The organism is Luteibacter pinisoli, from assembly GCF_006385595.1.
GTDB classification, from domain to species: domain Bacteria; phylum Pseudomonadota; class Gammaproteobacteria; order Xanthomonadales; family Rhodanobacteraceae; genus Luteibacter; species Luteibacter pinisoli.
The window spans coordinates 261,357-279,445 of the sequence record NZ_CP041046.1; the positions used below are offsets into that span (position 1 = coordinate 261,357).

Genomic DNA, 18,089 nt, shown 5'->3' on the forward strand with positions numbered 1-18,089 from the left:
GCCCAATTCACCGACGCATTCGGATCACCCGGAAGCCATGGGTTTCCATCCCGGTTGCGCAGGGTTAGACGGGCGCAATCTGCCACGAGCGTAGCCGCCACAGGCGCACTGGCACGCGACCAAACCTTGCGGCAAGATGCGGCCTCCACAGGGGGAAAATACATGGAAGCATGGTGCGGTGCGGGAGCCGCCGGTCGGATGGCCGTGGGCAAAGGGAACAAGCCGGGCGTGCTCGCCCTGGCCGTGATGATGGCCCTGGGCCTGTCGGCCTGCGGCGGTGGCGGTGGGGGAGGCAACGTGAGGTCGACGCCGTCGGCGCCCTCCACGCCTACCAGTCCGACAAACCCCACCAATCCGGGAACGCCTGCTGCTTACAGTGGCGGGGCGATCGATGTAGCTGCCAACACGACCACCACCATCGCCGATAATCTCACCGGCTCGGTCGGCGTGGCGAAAGGCGGCGACGGTACGCTGACGTTCACCGGGACCAATACTTATACGGGCGAAACGCAAGTTAATGCGGGCTCGCTCTACATTAATGGTGACCAGTCCGGGGCAACAGGCGCGACGACCGTCGGGCCCCTCGCTACGCTGGGCGGCGCAGGTGTTATCGGTGGTGACGTCACCGTGGGAAGCAACGCCACGCTTGCGCCCGGCCAGCAAGGTGCCATCGGCACGCTGACCATCAACGGCAACCTCACGCTCACGGCGGCCACCCAGCTCAATGCAGGCTCGCAGCTCAACTTCGACTTCGCCCAGGCCTCTGGCGGCACCCAGGCCAGCGACCTCATCAACGTCAAGGGCAACCTGACGCTCGCCGGCACGCTCAACGTCAACGTGGCCGGCGGTGGTGACCTCGGCCCGGGCGTGCATCGCCTCATCAACTACGACGGCGGCCTGGTGGATAACGGCCTGTCCCTCGGTTCGCTGGCCTCGACTAGCTGGGCCCTGCAGACCGGCGTGGCGCACCAGGTGAACCTGATCGATACCCGGGGCATGAACTTCAGCGTCTGGGACGGCGCGGGACCCAAGGGCAACAACGTGATCGACGGCGGCAGCGGCGAGTGGACAGCCGGTGGCCCCGACACGAGCTGGACCGACGCCAGCGGTGCCGTGAATGCGCATTTCAACAACGGCACGTTCGCGATCTTCCAGGGCACGCCCGGCACGGTCACCGTGAACAACGACAACGGCGCCGTGGTCGCGGGCGGCATGCAGTTCGCCTCCGATGGCTACCTCATCCAGGGTGATCCGATACAGCTCAGCGGTAGCACGGAGGCCAGCTACGTGCAGGCCATCTTCCGCGTGGGCGATGGCACGCAGGCCGGCGCAGGCTACAAGGCGACCGTGAACAATGTGCTTACGGGCATCCAGACGCTGGTCAAGACCGACGCCGGCACGCTGGTCCTGGGAGGCGATAACACCTATAGCGGCGGCACCGTGGTCAGCGGCGGTACGCTGCAGATCGGAAACGGCGGCACGTCCGGTTCGGTGATGGGCGATATCACCGACAACGCGACCCTCGTATTCAATCGCAGCAACGATACCGTGTATGGAGGCACCATCAGCGGCACGGGTAACCTCGTGAAGACGGGCAGCGGTTCCGTATCGATGAGTATGCGAAATACCTTTGCCGGAGGCACGCAGGTAAAGGGGGGCACGTTGAGGCTTGACCTCGGTGGCGAGCTCGGCACCGGTGACATCATCGTCGGTAACGCAGCCGACCGCGCGGGAATCGATCCCGTGGCCACGTTGAAGGTGGGCACGCGGAGCGTACTGGGCAACAACATCTTCGTGCAGGGCAACGGTGTCGTGGACAACGCGGGTGTGATCGGTGGCACAAATGACAACGCCATCGGTAGTAATTACACCTTCGGTGCAAGCCCGACGGTGCTGAACCACGACGGCGGGCTTATCCGGGGTAACCGTGTCGGTGTCCTGCTGCGTGGTGATGGCGCTACCGTGGCGAACAGTAGCGGCGGCTCCATCGAAGGTGGGGATACGGCCGTCGAGCTTGACTACAGCGGAAGCGTCAGCAACGACGGCGCAGGCACCATGATCAACTCGATGACGGGCGTCGGCATCCACCTTGGCGACAAGGCGGATGTCATGAACGTCAACGGCGCGACGATCTCCAGCGCAAAGACCGCCGTGTACATGAGCAATGGCGGGTCGCTCACGAACGGCGCCGGGTCGACCATCCAGTCTGCGGGTACCGCATCGGGGGACTGCGCGGTATCCAATGCGTGCGCTGTCCTTGTCCAGTCAACCGGGCCCGCCTATCTGGCGAGCAGTGGGGCGGTCACCTTTAACAACGCTGGCACCATCATTGGCAATGTGCAGTTTTTCGCACCGGCCGCGAACAAGATCACGCTCACCGCCGGGGGTTCGATCCAGGGTGACCTCACCATCGGTGCGAGCACACTGACTACCATGACACTGGCCGGGAGCGCGGGTTCCGTACAACGCTACTCGCAGGCGGTGACGGGTAACACCACCTTCTCGTCCGGGGTGCTGGCCGTGACCTCGCCGGGCAAGTGGATCATCGACAATAGCCAGCTCACGCCGGGTGCGGTGCAGGTGAGTGCAGGAAGCACGCTCCAGATTGGCGACGGCTTCACGAGTGGATCGATTACCACGGGCGTCATCGGCAACCGTGGCACGGTGATCTTCGACCGCAGCGACGACGTGACGTTTACCGGCGGCATCGTCGGCCAGCTTGGCGCGCCGTACGACGATGTGATGATCAAGGCAGGCGCCGGAAGGCTCACCGTACCGATCGGCGGCTTTGCGCCGTCGAACATCATCATCGAGGCCGGCACCCTGCAAATCGACAACACGGGCAACCAGCCGGCGGCCACCTTCGGCTACGTACCGATGACCGCACCCGTACAGAACTTCGGTTCGCTTGTTTTCGACAGCTACGAGAACTACGCGGCGACCCGGACGATTTCCGGCACCGGGTCGCTGACCCAGGACGGTTCAGGCGTACTGTTCCTGGACGGACAGAACACCTATACCGGCGGCACGACGATCAACAAGGGAACGATCCGGACGAACCATGCCATGCCTGGCAACGTGCTGGTTAACCAGGCAGGCACCCTGGACGGTGACATCGCCGGTTCGCCGGGCCCGGGCCCGGGACTTCCTGGCGTGGCGGGCAACCTCATCAATGCCGGCAGGGTCGCCGTGCATGGTGGGGACGCCGCCATCGGTGGCAACTACACCCAGGCATCCACCGGCACGCTGGCACTCAGCCTCGGCAGCAAGCTCGCCGTTGCCGGGACGGCGACGCTGTCGGGCGGCACGCTGGAGATCACCGGCGCGGACAGTGGGTACGTCAGCAACGCACACACGGAGGTCCTGACGGCGACCCAGGGCCTCACCGGTACGTTCGGCCAGCTCGTCAAGGACACCGGCGTCGTGTTCACCGCGAACACGATCAGCTACGACGGCCACAGCGCCTGGCTCGACACCGCCGGTCTCAACGTGACCACGGCTGCCGCAGGCAACGGTGTGTCGTATACCTCCGCGTCGCTCAACAGCGCGCAGCGCGTGCAGGGCGCTTTCACCCAGCTCAACAGCAAGATCGCGACGGGCGACACGGCGAGCGTGTCGCCGGGCTTCGTGCAGGCCGCCGGCGCCTTCCAGCAGGCGCCTACGCTGCAGGCCGCACAGGCGTCGTTGCAGAGCCTGTCGGGCCAGTTGCATGCCGCCAGTGCCGCGATGACGTTTGAGGCCATCGACGCTTCCGGCCGTGCCTTGTCGGATCACTTCGATGACGTACTGGGCAAGAAGGCCGGCTTCGGCACGTGGACGCAGAACCTCAGCGTCGGTGGCGACATGGGGCGCGCGGGCTACGACGGCGTCGGCTTCCAGCTCAATGGCTGGCTGGTCGGCAGCGACCGCCAGGTGGGCAGCTCGGGCGTGGCCGGCTTTGCCTTTGGCCAGAGCCAGGGGCAGCAGCAGCTCGACCAGAGCAACGACCACAATCGCAGCCGCAGCACCGAAGGCATGCTGTACGCCGGATGGCTCAACGGGAACTGGTACACCCAGGGGCGCGTGGGCTTCGGCCACTTCCAGCAGGACGTGAGCCGCCAGCTGTTGCTCGGGACGAGCGCGGCAGGCGTGTCGACGAACTACAGCGGCAACTACAACGTCGCCTACGGCGAGACCGGCCTGCACCTGGACATGGCCGGTACGCGCGTCATGCCGTTCGTCAACGTCGAGTACGCCAGCATCAACCGCGGCGGCTTCACCGAGCAGGGCGCCGATGGCTTCGGCCTGCGCACGGATGGCCAGACGCTCGATCGCTGGCAGGCCGGCGCGGGCCTGCGTGCCGCGCGCCACTGGACCCTTGAGGATGGCCGCGGCGTGGACTTCACCGTGGGTGCGCAGTTCCGCCGCACGCTCGCGTCGCACGGTGATGTGTTCGACGCGAGCTTCGTGGGTCTCTCGCAGTGGCAGCCGCTGGCCGGTATCGGCCTGTCGCGCTACAGCGGCGTGCTTAACCTGGGGCTCAATGCCGCGTTGTCCGCGCGCACGTCGCTCAAGTTGGGCTATGACTACGAGAAGGGGCAGCGCGACCAGTCGCAGGTGCTGTCGGCGCACTGGATGATGGCGCTGTAGGCGCCGGCATACGCACCAGCTTCATCGGCGGCGGACCTTCGATCATGGTCATGCTCGAAAAGTCCGCCGTGAACTCCACCGTGGTGGCCAGGGACTCGGAGCGAAAGCGCCGGGGCGACAGCGCGATCAGTCGTTCCGGCACGGGGCCGCCCACACTGGCGTAAAGCCCGTCCGGACGCGCCTCGAGCGTCACGGCCAGGCCGCCACCCACGAAATTCCCGGCGGCCTTCGAGAGTTCGGCGAGCGACAACGTCTTTTCCTCGGTCGCCGGTATCGCGATGTCGGTCATGCCGTAATCGGTCGCGATGGCCCGGACGACGTCACTCATCACCCGCCGGCCGTCGCCGCCGTTGGCCAGGGCGACGACGCCATCGCCCTTGTCGGTATACGCGACCATGTAGGACTCGTATCCCTCGTTCACGCCGTCATGCATGAAACGCGGGATCCCGGACGGGTACACAGCGACACCGAGTCCCCAGTTGTCCTTCACCGGGGTCATCATCGTCCGTGTCATGGCGGGCGAGAGGCGGTGGCCGGTCTTGCCCGCGGCGGAGGCTTGCAGGTCCATCACCAGCTTCGCGAGGTCGCCCGCCGTGGTCCACAGGCCCGCGGGCGCGAGTTCCGGATCGACGCGGTAGTTACCGGGAATGACGCTGCCGTTGGCATGGGCAAAGGCCGCATTGGCCAGGATGGCTGGTGTGGGCGGCATGGCGAAGGCACTCCGCGTCATGCCGAGCGGCCCCAGTATCTCGCGTTGCACCAGCGTCTCGAAGGGCAGGCCACTGGCGTCGGCGAGTGCGAGCTGCGTCACCACGTAGCCGCCACCGGAGTATTCGAACTGCGCGCCTGCCGGAAGCACGCTCCGCACCGCGGGGGTATTGGCGGGCGGCACGCCATCCAGGATCTGCACGGCCGTCGGTAGCGGCGCGCCCGGCATGTAGCCGGTGAAGCCATGCACGCCCAGCCCGGCCGTGTGGCTCAGCAACTGGCGTAGCGTGACGCCGTTCGGTGCGAGCTTCGGATCCCGGGGCAGGCTCCACGAACGCAGGGCATCATTGATATTCCGGTCCAGGCCGATCCTGCCTTGCTCGGCCATGCGCAGGGCCAGCATGGCCGTGACCACCTTGCTGATCGACGCGGCCTGGAAGTCGGTATCCGGCGTGACGGGCATGCAGCTCACGACATCGCGAACGCCCCAGCCGCGCGCCCATGCCAGCTTGCCATCGTGGATCACGGCGACGCTGAGGCCGGGCACGCCGTAGTGCGCCATGTGCTCGGCGAGGCTGAAGGGTTTGTCGCCCTTCCTGATGATGGCGGGGCGCAGCTGGGTCTCGACGTAACGGGTATGGGCGTTGCTGGGGCCGCCGGCGGACGCTGCCGGGATGGGGCAACTGGCGAATGCGGGGGCCGCAAACGCCGCCGCGCACACAGCCGGGCCCAGCAAAGCGATCTTCTGGATCCTTCGCATCATGCGTTCCTTCTTCGTGGATGATCGGGTCGCGCTACTGGCGCCGCACGACACTGCTTACGATGAGGCCCTGTTCGTCGACCAGGAAGAACACCTGCTCGGCGCCGTTCTGGTGTTGCACGTCGTAGCTATCCCAGCCGTAGTCGGTGACCCCATTGAAGCGATAGGACTGGACCGGACCCAGCTTCGCGAAATACGCCTTAAGCGAGGCACGCTGCAGTTCACTCATCCGCGCCTCCGGACGGAGGCCGGTGCTGTTGTCGGGATCCAGAGCCCGGCGGAGCACGTTCTCGCTTTCCGGGTACGGTGCCTGGTTCCTGACCCTGGCGGCGAGTGCGTCGCGGATGTGTGCGGCCCTGGCGGCATCGACGCGTGGCGCGTTCACGTAGAGCACCCCGTGGACGCGCACGATCATGCTGCTGACCTGGTGGTCGGCGCCGGTGACGAAGTCGAAGGTGGCGTCGACGGGCGGCACGGAAAACTGTGTGGCGCTGATCGCCGGGGCATCGATCGTGCCCGCGGCCGCCAGCTGGCCGATCGGCGAGACGGTCAGGCCGTCGCCCTTGCGCTTTACCGTGATCATCGACGTGTCGCTGATCTCGTAATCCCCCACGTAGGTATCGAGAAGGGCCGGATTGACCGATATGGCGTGGCTGGTCGTCGGTTCAGGGGTGGCAGGCGGCGTGACCTGCGCCGCAAACACAGCCATGCCGAGCGCGATGCTGATCAGGATGAAGGCGAAAGCGCCTGCCCACTTCTTCGGCTTCGACAACATGATCCGTATCCTCTGTTCGAGAAACGATCGGGATTCCGACATCGCCGTGACCGAGCCGATGAACTCGGACTGGTTCTGTCCTACCTGGATAAGCGTTTCGCAGTAGTCGCCAAGATCGCCGCCGGCCCGGAGTACGCGTGCGTCGCAGTCCACTTCGATCGCGCAGCGAAGACGATGGAACTGCCACCACAGCAACGGGTTCCACGGCATGGCCATGAGAAGCGCCAGCGAAAAGGCAACCAGCAACGGGTCGCGCGCTTCCAGGTGCGATTGCTCATGGGCCATGACGTAGTGCTGCTGGTCGGGCGATTCCTGCATCACCCATGCCGGGACGACGATGCGCGAACGCATCAGCCCTACTACCGCGGGCCCGACGCTGTCGGACACGAACACCGGCACGCCGCAAAGATGCCCCATAGACCAGTCGCGCTTGCGTCGATGGAAAAGCGCCGTGCCGGCGCCCACGAAAAGCATCAGGGTGAATGACGTGGCCAGCCAGATGTCCTTGAGCAACGTATTGATCGGCGTGGACGAGGTGTATGCGCTCGTGCCACTCCAGTCGATCACGGCCGATGCCAGGGGGATGGATGTCGTGTCGCGCAGGGGTATCGGCGCCGCGACCGCCTCGGGCGACACGTGCCCGGGTACGCGGAGCGACACCGTCACCATCGCCACCGGCAGCAGCAACGACGCCACGATGGCGACCAGCCACGGCCAGCGCGTGGGCAGGCGGCGGGCCTTGGCAGCTTGCTCGGCGATCAGGCCTGCCGCACTGAGCGCCATGGCGACCAGGACGGCGTAGATCATCCAGGCAAGCATCAGGGCTTCAGGAGTTTGCGCATGCGGGCGATCTGCTCAGGGGTAAGGGTCTGCTCGGACACCAGGTGCGTGAGCAGCAACTCCGTGGAGCCCTTGAACAGCTTGTCCGTCAGGTGCTGGAGCGCATTCTTGCGGGCGGCTTGTTGCTTCACGCTGGCGAAGTAGCGGTGTCCGCGCCCTTCTTCCTCGTAACCGACATAGCCCTTCGCCTGCAGCGTGCGCAGCACGGTCAACACCGTGGTGTAGGCAAGGGTGTCGCTCAGGCGTTCGCGCACCTCCGACACCAGCGAGGGGCCGTGTTCCCACAGCACCTGCATGATGTCCGCTTCGCGGTCGGTGAGGGAGATCTTCATACGCACGTCCCCGGACTATCGCTACTACAGTTGTAGTAGAAATAGGCCGGGGACGCGTGTTTGTCAACTATCTATTTAGTAGATCAGTCCAGCGGCCGCACCCAGATGTTCCGGAAGCTGATCGGCTGGGAGTGGTCGCCGTGCGCCTGGAGCTTGATCGGCGCCTCGGTGTACGGGTTGTACTTCGGCTTGCCGATGTAGAACGTTTCACCCGCGAGTTCGGTGTGGTTCTGCACGAGCACGCCGTTGTGGAACAGCGTGACGTACGCCGGCGACTTCACCGAGCCATCGGCGGCGAACACGGGCGCGGTCCAGACGATGTCGTAGGTCTGCCATTCGCCCGGCTTGCGCATGGCATTGACCAGCGGCGCGGACTGTTTGTAGACGCTGCCGGCCTGGCCATTCACGTACGTCGGGTTGTTGAACGAATCCATGATCTGGACTTCGTAACCCTCGTCGCCGGGGCCGGTGGAAGCGAGGAACACGCCGCTGTTGCCGCGGCCCTGGCCTTCGCCAGTGATGTCCTTCGGCACCTGCCACTCAAGATGCAGCTGGTAGCTCTTGAACTTCTGCTTGGTCTGGATGTTGCCCGAGGTCTTGTCGACGGTAAGGATGCCGTCGTGGACCTTCCAGTGCGCGGGGGAATGGTCCTTGGAGGCTTCCCACTGGGCGATGTCCTTGCCGCCGAACAGCACGACGGCATCGGAGGGCGGCGCGCTGTTCGGGTTGCCCGGCGTGACCACCTTGGGCACCGGATCCCACTGCTCGGTGGCCTTGGGGTCCGTCTGCGCCCAGGCGGACGACGAGCCCACGGCGAACACAAAGAGGGTGGCAGCGCTGGTGCGCAGGAATGTCATACCGTGCATATCTTGAAGGCCTCGGCAAAGGATTCGAAGGAGTCGGGCCGCGCGGGCATGAACTCGTGCGCGATGTAGCCCTGGTAGTTCAGGTCGGCGATCGCCTTGGCGACGGCGTGGTAGTTCAGTTCCTGCGTGCCATCGATTTCGTGGCGGCCCGGCACGCCGCCGGTGTGGAAATGGCCGATCCACTGGATGTTGTCGCGGATGGTGCGGATCACGTCGCCTTCCATGATCTGCATGTGATAGATGTCGTAAAGCAGCTTCACGTTGGGCGAACCCACGCCCTTCATCACTTCGGCGCCGAACTTCGTGCTGTCGCCCTGGTAGCCGTGATGGTCCACCTTGCTGTTCAGCAGCTCGACGCACACGGTGATGCCGTTCTCGGCCGCAAGCGGCGCGATCTTCGACAGTCCGGCAATGCAGTTGTCGAGGGCCTGGCGGTCGTCGATGCCGGCCTTGCGGTTACCGAACATGGTGATGACGTTGGGCACGCCCGCCTTCTTCGCGAGCGGGATGGTCGCTTCCAGCTCCTTCAGCAACTGGGCGTGGTTGGCCGGGTCGTTGAAGCCCATCTCGATGAAGTTATCGCGCCTGGCGGGATAACCCATCGTGACGGTCAGGCCGTTGTCGGTCACCGTGGACCATTCGTCCGTGTACAGCAGGTCGACACCCACGAAGCCCAGGCTCTTCAGGCGCTTGCACAGGTCTGGCAGCGGCGCCTTGGAGGTCCAGCGGCTCAGCGATTGCTTGAGGCGACCCGGGCCGGCCTTGCCCGCGGCGGGTTTGCCGGGAAGCGTCTCGGCGGACGCCAGCAGCGGGGCGGCGCCGAACGCGGCGGCGGCGGTGGCGAGGTGTCCCAGCGCGGCGCGGCGGCCGGCGTCAGGCGAGTGGTCCGATGTGGTCATTCGAGCCCCAGGATGCTGCGGTTGAAGGCGCGGTCACTGCCACTCGACGCGAAATCGTCGAACGCACGCTCGGTCACCTTGATGATGTGGTCGCGGATGAAGGGTGCCCCTTCCTGCGCGCCTTGCTGTGCATCCTTGATGCAGCATTCCCACTCGAGCACGGCCCAGCCGGGATAGTCGTACTGCGCGAGCTTGCTGAAGATCGCGCCGAAATCGATCTGCCCGTCGCCCAGCGAGCGGAAACGCCCCGGGCGATCGATCCAGTTCTGGTAACCGCCATACACGCCCGAGCGTCCGTTCGGACGGAACTCGGCGTCCTTCACGTGGAAGGCGCGGATGCGCTCGTGGTAGTTGTCGATGAACTGCAGGTAGTCCATCTGCTGCAGCACCATGTGGCTCGGATCGAACAGGATGTTCGCGCGCGGATGGTGGTCGACCGCGTCGAGGAAGCGCTCGAAGGTGACACCGTCGTGCAGGTCCTCGCCGGGATGGAGTTCGTAGCAGACATCCACGCCCACCTCGTCGAACGCATCGAGGATCGGCTTCCAGCGCCGGCCGAGTTCGGCAAAGGCTTCTTCCACCAGGCCTGCCGGGCGCTGCGGCCACGGGTAAAACAGCTGCCACGCCAGCGCGCCGGAGAAGGTGGCGTGTGCGGTCAGACCGAGGTTATGGCTGGCCTTGGCGGCGAGCTTGAGCTGCTCCACCGCCCACGCCTGGCGCTGCTGCGGATGGCCACGCAACGCCGGGGGCGCGAAGCCGTCGAACAGGCGATCGTAAGCCGGGTGCGACGCCACCAGCTGGCCCTGCAGGTGCGTGGAGAGTTCTGTTACCGCCACGCCGTGCTCGGCGAGCATGCCGGTGATGTCGTCGCAATACGTCTTGCTGGTAGCCGCCTGCTCAAGATCGAACAGGCGGGCATCGTTGGAGGGGATCTGCACGCCGACGAAGCCGAGCGACGAGGCCCAACGCGCGATATCGGCCAGCGTGTTGAACGGTGCCTCGTCCGACGCGAACTGGGCGAGGAAGATGCCAGGGCCCTTGAGTGTCTTCATGTCAGATCTTCAGTTCGGCCTCGACGGCCCAGGCCTTGCCATTGCCCGCCTGCGACAGCGGGATGTCGGCGTGCCAGGCCGCGGGAACCGGGTCGTACTGGAGCACCTGCGTGCAACCCGGCTGCGACAGGAAGAAGCCGAGCATCGTGAGCTTCTTGGTCATCATCACGAAGTCGGCCGCCGGCGGCAGCTTGCCGCCCTTGGGTACGGCAATCGCCTGGTCGTGCAGTTTGGTGACCAGCGCCTTCTGCTGCGCGGCATCGAGCTGGAGGAACGGCTTGCCGCCCGCCTTGTCGAACGCCGCCATGGCGTCGAGGTAACGCTGCTGGTCCGGCTTGGCGTAAACCGCCTTGAACAGCTGGTCCATGAACAGCGGCACGCCGGCATCGACCGCGCCCGGGGTATCGGTGCGCGGGATCACGATGTCCGACACCGCACCGACCAGGCTGTACTGGGCTGGATTGAAGAACTCGGGCTTTGCCGTGGGCTTCTGCGACGCGGCGTGCGCGTCGAATACCGCCAGCAACGACGGGCCCGCGATGGCACCGACGGCCAGCGCGGACATGCTTTTCAACCATTCGCGACGATTCATGGTGTCGATCCTCAGATATTGCCGCGCTTGAGTTCTTCCACGGCGTAGTTGGCCGCGCGTGCGGTCAGCGCCATGTAAGTGAGGGACGGGTTCTGGCAGCCGGACGATGCCATGGCCGAGCCGTCGGTCACGAAGACGTTCTTGCAGGCATGCATCTGGTTGAAGCCGTTGAGCACCGAGGTCTTCGGATCGCGGCCCATGCGCGCGGTACCCATTTCATGGATGCCGGCGCCGACGTTGGCGTTCATCGTGAACGAGCCGACGTCGCGATAGCCCGCGCCCGACAGCATTTCCATGGCGTCCTCGATGATCGCCTTGCCGATCATCTTTTCGTTTTCCTGGTGCGCGGCATCGAAGTTCAGCACGGGCATGCCGTACTTGTCCTTATGGTTGCGGTCCAGGCTCACGAAGTTCTTGTGGGAGGGCAGCATCTCGCCGAAGCCCATCATCGAGACATACCACGGACCCGGCTCCTGCGCCGCTTCCTTGAGTTCCGCGCCGAGGGCATGCTGTTCGACCAGGCGGGTCCAGTCCTGGCGGCCTGCGCCACCCTGGAAACCGAAGCCGCGCAGGTACTTCTGCTTGTCGGTACCGACGTTGCGGTAACGCGGGATGTAGAAGCCGGTGGGGCGTCGGCCGGAGTAGTAGCGGTCCAGGTGGCCTTCGACCATGGCGCGCGCGCCCGTGCCGAACGTGTGATCCATGATGTTGTGGCCGAGCTCGCCGCTATCGTTACCGAAGCCGTTCGGGAAGCGCGTCGAGGTGGAGTTCATCAGGATGTGCGCGGTGCCGAAGGTCGACGCGCACATGAAGATCACTTTCGCGAAGTACTCGGTCTGGTGGCCGGTCTCGGCATCCAGCACGCGGACACCGGTGGCCTTGCCCTTGTCGTTGTCGTAGATCAGCTCGTACACGATGGCGTTGGTCACCATCGTCATGTTGCCCGTGCGCTCGGCCGAGGGCAGGGTGGACGAGTTGCTGCTGAAGTAGCCACCGAACGGGCAGCCGCGCATGCACAGGTTGCGATACTGGCAGGTGCCGCGCTGCGGGCTCTGGTCGTGCTTGAGCGGCGCCGAGAGATTGGCGGTGCGGCCGATGATCAGCTTGCGGTTGAACTTGCTTTGCAGCTTGCCCTGGAAGTCCTTCTCGACGCAGTTGAGGTCCATGGGCGGCAGGAAGTTGCCGTCGGGCAACTGGGCGAGGTGATCGTTATTGCCGCTGACGCCGATGAAATGCTCGACCTTGTCGTACCACGGCGCGATATCAGCATAGCGGATCGGCCAGTCCACGCCGACGCCTTCCTTGCCGTTCGCCTCGAAATCCATCTCGCTCAGGCGGTAGCTCTGGCGGCCCCACATCAGCGAGCGGCCACCGACGTGATAGCCACGGAACCAGTCGAACGGCTTGGTCTCTTCGTACGGGTTGTCGATGTCGTCGACGAACCAGTGCTTGGTGGACTGGGTGATGCCGTAGAACGACGGACGCGTGTGCTTGGGCCAGCGGGCGAGATCTTCCTGCGTCGGCTCGTCGCCGTACGGCAGCTCCCACGGCGCCTTCATGGCGGTGGGGTAGTCGAGATGCTTGACCATGGGGCCGCGGTCCAGCACGAGCGTCTTCAGGCCCTTCTCGGTCAGTTCCTTGGCAGCCCAGCCACCGCTGACGCCGGTACCGACGACGATGGCGTCGAATGTGTTCTTTTCCATGCCTTTTCCCTTCAGCGCAGCGGGCGCAGGTAGTCGTAATCGACGCGCGCGGCGTCAAGCGAGCTCATACGAGCGAACGGGCCTTCCTGCTCGACGAAGCAGTGCTTCAGTCCAGAGGTATCGGCTGCCGCCATGATCGGTTTGTAATCCAGCGTGCCGCGGCCCAGCTCGGCGCCCGGGTAATCCTTGGCATTGCCCGGGAGGAAATCCTTCGCGTGCATCAGCGGGATGCGGCCGGGGTTGGCCTTGAAGTAATCCGCGGGATTCTTGCCGCCGGCGTGCACCCAGCCGCAGTCCAGTTCGAACTGCACGACCTTGGGGTCGGTTTCCGCGAGCAGCACGTCGTAGAAGGTCTTGCCGCCGCCCACGTCGGTGAACTCGGCGTGGTGGTTGTGGTACGCGTACTGCAGGCCCGCGGCCTTGGCTTTCGCGCCCAGGGTGTTCGCGTAGTCGGCCGTGCGCTTGGCATCGTCGAGCGTATAGGTCGGCTCGCCGCCGCCCTTCTCCTTCTGCATGAGCGCCGGGAGCATGCTGCTGACGATGTAGTGGGAGCCGAGCGTGTGTGCCGCCTTGATGCCCGGCTCGAAGCCGAGGCTATCGAAATGCATGGAGGGGCAGGCCAGGCCGGCGTCCTTCAGCTGGTCGCGCAGGGTTTCCGCCGTGCTGGTGATGATCGCCTCGATTTCCGTGTAACCGATGGACTTCAGCGTCTTCAGGGTGCCGGTGGGATCCTTCTGGTAAGCGTCGAGCACCATGTAAAGCTGGATGCCGAGCCCCTTGCCCTTCGACGCGGCGGCCAGGAGTTTCCCTGGCGCGCCGAGGCCGAGCCCCAGTACGGTGCCACACAGCGCGGAACGCGCGAGGAATTGCCTGCGATTCATCATGAAGCGTTATCCCGAATCAGTGGGTGCCGACAACGGCAGCGGGGGCGGGGACCTTGCGATCCTTGAAGAGCAAGACGAACAGCGCAAAGACGAAGGCCGCGAAGGCGCCGGCGACAACCCAGATGCCGTGCCAGTCATGCGTCCCGTCGCTGCGGGTGTAGGTTTCCACCACCACGCCGGAGAGCCACGAGCCGACGAACATGCCCAGGCCGTAGGTGAGGAAGGTGATGAGGCCCTGCGTAGCCGCGCGCAGCGCGGGCGGGGCTTCACGATCGATATAGATCTGGCCCACCACGAAGAAGAAGTCGAAGCAGACGCCGTGCAGGACGATGCCAAGCCACAACATCCACATGAGCTCGCCGGAGCCGCCAAAGGCGAACATGCCGTAGCGCACCACCCAGGCCAGCATGCCCACGGCGAGCATCCACTTCACGCCCAGGCGGCGGAAGAACCAGGGGATGAGGAGCATGAAGAACAGCTCGGACATCTGGCCGCCGGTCATCTTGCCGGCCGCGTTGACCACACCGGCCTCATTGAGGAACAGGTTGGTGAACGCGTAGTAGAACTGCAGCGGGATGCAGATCAGGAACGAGGCGAGGGCGAACACGGCCATCGAGCGCTCGCGGAGCAGGTGCAGCGATTCCAAAGGCAGCACATGGCGCATTTCGAAGCGGGTGTTGCGGGCCAACGGCGGCGTCGGCGGCAGGGTGAAACAGTAACCCGCCATCACCACCGAAAGGCCGGCGGCCAGCAGCAGCGGGGAGGCCGTGGCTTCCACGCCCCAGGCGCCGACGGCCAGGCCGACCAGGATCCAGCCGATGCTGCCGAACACGCGGATGGCGCCGAATTCTTCCTGCGGCGACTTGATATGGCGCATGGCGAGCGAGGCGGTGAGCGCCAGCGTCGGCATGTAGCAGAGGCTATAAGCCAGCAGGGGCACATAGACCATCGTGAAGGTGGTCTGCTGCGCGGCGACGGCAAGCAAGACCGCACCCAGCAGGTGCAGCAGGGTGAGCACGCGGCGGGTGTCGAACAGTCGATCGGCGAGCAGCCCGACGAACAGCGGCGAGATGATCGCGCCGACGGCCGTGGTGCCCGCGACGGCGCCGATTTCGGTGCCGGTGAAATGCAGCGTCTTGCCAAGCCAGGTGCCGACGGTGACGTACCACGCGCCCCAGATCCCGAACTCGAACAGCATCATGACTCTAAGGCGCCATTTCATCCGCGTTTCCTCGTTGTACGTGTGGGTGCGAGTGGATCTTCCACCGGCTGCCAGAGGCCGCCGGCCGCATGGCTCTTGAGCATCGCGTCCACCACCAGGCTATTGCGGTAGCCGTCGGCGAACGTGGGTAGTGCGATCGGTTTGGCCTTCGGCTTCGCGCCGCCCTGGATCCACGCATAGGCGTCAGCGATCACGTTGCGGAACGCGTCCGCCCAGGCCTCGGGATGGCCCGCGGGCAGGTGGGCGTAGGCGCGGGCAGCAGGATCGAGCAGCGCCGGATCGCGCGTGAGCACCTTGTTCGGCTTCGCGTGATGGCCGATCCACAGCTCGTTGGGCTGTTCCTGGCGCCAGGCCAGCGAGGCCTCGCGGCCATTCACTTCCAGGCGCAGGTCGTTCTTGTGGCCGGGCAGCACCTGGCCGACGGTGACGCAGCCGCGCGCGCCGTTGTCGAAGCGCAACAGCACCGTGGCGAGATCCTCGCTGGTGATCTTGCGCTTCTGCGTGCCCTTCGTGGCTTTGCCCGTGAAGGCCTTGGCCGATGTGGCCGGGACCTCGCGGACGGGCACCACGGTGTGTAGGTCCGCCAGCACGGCGGTGATGCGCGCGCCGGTGACATGCTCGGCCAGGTCGCACCAGTGCGAGCCGATGTCGCCGAGCGCGGAACTGGCGCCGCCGAGCTTGGGATCGAGGCGCCAGGTGTAGGCCCGCTCGTCGGTGAGCCAGTCCTGCAGGTAGCAACCGTGCACGAAGACGGCAGGGCCTATCTTCCCCTTGCCGATCATCGCGCGTGCCTGCTGCACCAGCGGGTAGCCGCGATAGTTGAACGTGACGACATGCGCGAGGTTGGCGGCGCGTGCGGCTTCGTAAAGCTCGCGCGCCTCTTCCATCGTCGCGGCCAGCGGCTTGTCGGAGATGACGTGCTTGCCGGCGCGCAGTGCCGCCAGCGAGACCTCGCGGTGCAGGTGGTTCGGCGTGGTGTTGTGCACCACGTGCACGGCCGGATCGGCCAGCAGTTCGTGGTAGTCCGCATAGCCGCGCCCGGCGTTGAGCTCTCGCGCGCGCTTTGTCGCGGATTCGAGGCTGGAGCCGGCGATGCCGACCACCTCGACGTTGCCCAGGCGGCGCACGGCATCCAGATGGTGGGCGGCAATGAAGCCGGGGCCGACGAGGCCCATGCCAAGTTTCATGGTCCGGTTATCCCGGCGCTTGTCGATATCGACTGGCTTGCCATGTTCTTCCCAAAATGTATTCGATTACATCCGCGTGGCGACCGGGCGAAAGGCCCGTCTGCTGCGTGGAGTAGCTTGGTTTCCCCGGGCCGCCAGTGGGTAGGGCGGCCTGAACATGCCAAGATATGTATCAGACAGGTAAAGACACCTGCAACGATTTTATGTAATCCATTACATTGCAATGCAGCATAATCGCGGCGTGGTCGGTGGCCGTCGGGCGAGGCATCACGGGCAGGCAGAGGGATGAAAATCGCGTGAGTGACGACGGATCAAGGCGAAAACCGAAGGCGGGTAAGGCGCCAGGCGCCGATGCTGCGGCGCAGCCTGTGCGCGTGCGTACGGTGAAGGAGATTGCCGCCGCCGCGAAAGTTTCAGTCGCAACCGTTTCGCGTGCCCTGCAACGCCCGGAGATGGTGAGCGAGGAAACCCGCCTGCGTATTCACGAGGTGGTCAAGCGCCTCGGCTACACGCCCAATGCGCTGGCGCGCAATCTGCGCACCGCGCGGACGCGACTGATCATTGCCCTCTTGCCTGACATCACCAACCCGTTCTTCTCCGAAGTGATCCGCGGCATCGAGCAGGTTGCCTTCGAGAAGGGGTACTCGGTGCTTCTGGGCGAAACCCAGAGCAACCTCGTGCGCGAGCAGACGTATGCCGACATGGTCGCGGCCCGGCAAGCCGATGGCATCATCACCATGTTCCACCGCGTGCCGGCGATTCCCATGGAGGGCCGCCTGCCGCTCGTCAACGCCTGCGAGTACGTCAAGGACAGCGCCATCTCGAGCGTCTACGTCGATAACGTCGCCGCCGCGGCCACGGCCGTCGAGTACCTGGTGACCCTGGGACACCGCGATATCGCCTTCGTCGCCGGGCCCGCGTCGAGCCCCATCTGCGTCGACCGCGAGCAGGGTTACCAACTGGCGCTACAGCGGGCGAAGATCGCGCTAAACCCCGCCCTCACGGCCGTGGGCGATTTCTCGATCGAAGCCGGCGAGCGCGCCGTCGAGATGTTCCTCGCGCAAGGCCAGTCCTTCAGCGCGCTGTTCTGCGCCAATGATGAAATGGCTATTGGCGCGATGCGCGCGCTCATCTCGCATGGCCTGCGCATCCCGGAAGACGTCTCCGTGGTGGGCTTCGACGACATCCGCTATTCCCGCTACACCTCGCCGCCGCTGACCACGGTATCGCAGCCGAAGAACGCGCTGGGCCGAGAAGCCATGACCATGCTGATCGAGTTGCTCAACGAGCCCGAAGTGCCGACGCGGAAGCGGGTGTTATCCGCCGAGTTGGTGGTGCGGGGGTCGACCGGGCCTTACCTACGGTGATGCACCGCCTATCGCACTAGCGAGGTGGCTTGCGATCCGTCCGTAGCGGATCAAGCAGGCCCTTCAGTCCGTTGTGATCAAGCTCCAGCGCCAGGGCCAGCAGCACGCCCAGCTGCCCCGGCGGGAAGCCCTTGCGGGCATACCACGCAAGGTAGGCGCCCGGCAGGTCGGCGATGAGTCGCCCTTTGTATTTGCCGTAAGGCATGGCAAGCGTGACGAGGGTTTTCAGGTCTTCGGGTTTCAGGGGTGACTCCACGGGGTCATTGCGGTGCT

At 65.3% G+C, this 18,089-nt stretch carries 14 protein-coding genes; 2 read left to right on the forward strand and 12 right to left on the reverse strand.

Annotated elements, in window-relative coordinates:
* The first annotated feature begins 162 nt into the window (after positions 1-162).
* Positions 163-4,629 (forward strand): autotransporter domain-containing protein, encoded by a 4,467-nt coding sequence (locus FIV34_RS01175; protein ID WP_139978864.1) that lies wholly within the window; start codon positions 163-165, stop codon positions 4,627-4,629.
* On the opposite strand, the gene FIV34_RS01180 is transcribed toward FIV34_RS01175, so the two are convergent.
* From FIV34_RS01180 to FIV34_RS01230, 11 genes are all read right to left on the reverse strand, one after another.
* Positions 4,550-6,100 carry a serine hydrolase domain-containing protein gene (locus tag FIV34_RS01180; RefSeq protein ID WP_139978866.1) on the reverse strand — a complete coding sequence of 517 codons (1,551 nt, stop codon included), beginning with the start codon at positions 6,098-6,100 and terminating at the stop codon, positions 4,550-4,552. The two genes, FIV34_RS01175 and FIV34_RS01180, sit on opposite strands and share 80 nt — an antisense overlap.
* A gap of 31 nt (positions 6,101-6,131) precedes the next feature.
* Entirely contained in the window at positions 6,132-7,691 is a 1,560-nt protein-coding gene (locus FIV34_RS01185; protein ID WP_139978868.1) for a M56 family metallopeptidase, read from the reverse strand.
* Complete coding sequence (locus tag FIV34_RS01190) at positions 7,691-8,044, reverse strand: BlaI/MecI/CopY family transcriptional regulator (protein ID WP_139978870.1); 354 nt, start codon at positions 8,042-8,044, stop codon at positions 7,691-7,693. The genes FIV34_RS01185 and FIV34_RS01190 overlap by 1 nt, the downstream gene beginning before the upstream one ends.
* Before the next feature lie 83 nt (positions 8,045-8,127).
* Positions 8,128-8,901 (reverse strand): 3-keto-disaccharide hydrolase, encoded by a 774-nt coding sequence (locus FIV34_RS01195; protein WP_246058712.1) that lies wholly within the window; start codon positions 8,899-8,901, stop codon positions 8,128-8,130.
* Positions 8,898-9,809, reverse strand: coding sequence for a hydroxypyruvate isomerase family protein (locus tag FIV34_RS01200; protein WP_139978873.1), 912 nt, complete (start codon positions 9,807-9,809; stop codon positions 8,898-8,900). Before FIV34_RS01200 ends, FIV34_RS01195 begins: the two co-directional genes overlap by 4 nt.
* On the reverse strand, positions 9,806-10,861 hold the full coding sequence (locus tag FIV34_RS01205; protein WP_139978876.1) for a sugar phosphate isomerase/epimerase family protein: 1,056 nt from the start codon (positions 10,859-10,861) through the stop codon (positions 9,806-9,808). The genes FIV34_RS01200 and FIV34_RS01205 overlap by 4 nt, the downstream gene beginning before the upstream one ends.
* 1 nt (position 10,862) lies before the next feature.
* Positions 10,863-11,453 (reverse strand): gluconate 2-dehydrogenase subunit 3 family protein, encoded by a 591-nt coding sequence (locus FIV34_RS01210; protein WP_139978878.1) that lies wholly within the window; start codon positions 11,451-11,453, stop codon positions 10,863-10,865.
* 11 nt (positions 11,454-11,464) lie between these two features.
* Positions 11,465-13,156, reverse strand: coding sequence for a GMC oxidoreductase (locus FIV34_RS01215; protein ID WP_139978881.1), 1,692 nt, complete (start codon positions 13,154-13,156; stop codon positions 11,465-11,467).
* A gap of 11 nt (positions 13,157-13,167) precedes the next feature.
* Positions 13,168-14,040 (reverse strand): sugar phosphate isomerase/epimerase family protein, encoded by an 873-nt coding sequence (locus FIV34_RS01220; protein WP_139978883.1) that lies wholly within the window; start codon positions 14,038-14,040, stop codon positions 13,168-13,170.
* A gap of 16 nt (positions 14,041-14,056) precedes the next feature.
* On the reverse strand, positions 14,057-15,262 hold the full coding sequence (locus tag FIV34_RS01225) for a nucleoside permease (protein ID WP_139978885.1): 1,206 nt from the start codon (positions 15,260-15,262) through the stop codon (positions 14,057-14,059).
* The gene (locus tag FIV34_RS01230; RefSeq protein WP_139978887.1) at positions 15,259-16,449 is read right to left on the reverse strand and encodes a Gfo/Idh/MocA family protein; all 1,191 of its coding nucleotides are present in this window, start codon (positions 16,447-16,449) and stop codon (positions 15,259-15,261) included. Before FIV34_RS01230 ends, FIV34_RS01225 begins: the two co-directional genes overlap by 4 nt.
* A gap of 296 nt (positions 16,450-16,745) precedes the next feature.
* Here FIV34_RS01230 and FIV34_RS01235 point away from each other — a divergent pair, with 296 nt between their 5' ends.
* On the forward strand, positions 16,746-17,816 hold the full coding sequence (locus FIV34_RS01235; protein WP_246058713.1) for a LacI family DNA-binding transcriptional regulator: 1,071 nt from the start codon (positions 16,746-16,748) through the stop codon (positions 17,814-17,816).
* Between the two features lie 16 nt (positions 17,817-17,832).
* Here FIV34_RS01235 and FIV34_RS01240 read toward each other — a convergent pair whose 3' ends face one another.
* The gene (locus tag FIV34_RS01240; protein ID WP_139985569.1) at positions 17,833-18,060 is read right to left on the reverse strand and encodes a DUF3820 family protein; all 228 of its coding nucleotides are present in this window, start codon (positions 18,058-18,060) and stop codon (positions 17,833-17,835) included.
* Positions 18,061-18,089: the final 29 nt, after the last annotated feature.

Coding starts and splice junctions, on each gene's coding strand:
- FIV34_RS01180 (WP_139978866.1), bottom strand. CDS start 6,100: ATGATGCGAAGGATCCAGAAGATCGCTTTGCTGGGCCCGGCTGTGTGC.
- FIV34_RS01210 (WP_139978878.1), bottom strand. CDS start 11,453: ATGAATCGTCGCGAATGGTTGAAAAGCATGTCCGCGCTGGCCGTCGGT.
- FIV34_RS01175 (WP_139978864.1), top strand. CDS start 163: ATGGAAGCATGGTGCGGTGCGGGAGCCGCCGGTCGGATGGCCGTGGGC.
- FIV34_RS01190 (WP_139978870.1), bottom strand. CDS start 8,044: ATGAAGATCTCCCTCACCGACCGCGAAGCGGACATCATGCAGGTGCTG.
- FIV34_RS01220 (WP_139978883.1), bottom strand. CDS start 14,040: ATGATGAATCGCAGGCAATTCCTCGCGCGTTCCGCGCTGTGTGGCACC.
- FIV34_RS01205 (WP_139978876.1), bottom strand. CDS start 10,861: ATGAAGACACTCAAGGGCCCTGGCATCTTCCTCGCCCAGTTCGCGTCG.
- FIV34_RS01200 (WP_139978873.1), bottom strand. CDS start 9,809: ATGACCACATCGGACCACTCGCCTGACGCCGGCCGCCGCGCCGCGCTG.
- FIV34_RS01185 (WP_139978868.1), bottom strand. CDS start 7,691: ATGCTTGCCTGGATGATCTACGCCGTCCTGGTCGCCATGGCGCTCAGT.
- FIV34_RS01215 (WP_139978881.1), bottom strand. CDS start 13,156: ATGGAAAAGAACACATTCGACGCCATCGTCGTCGGTACCGGCGTCAGC.
- FIV34_RS01195 (WP_246058712.1), bottom strand. CDS start 8,901: ATGACATTCCTGCGCACCAGCGCTGCCACCCTCTTTGTGTTCGCCGTG.
- FIV34_RS01225 (WP_139978885.1), bottom strand. CDS start 15,262: ATGAAATGGCGCCTTAGAGTCATGATGCTGTTCGAGTTCGGGATCTGG.
- FIV34_RS01230 (WP_139978887.1), bottom strand. CDS start 16,449: ATGAAACTTGGCATGGGCCTCGTCGGCCCCGGCTTCATTGCCGCCCAC.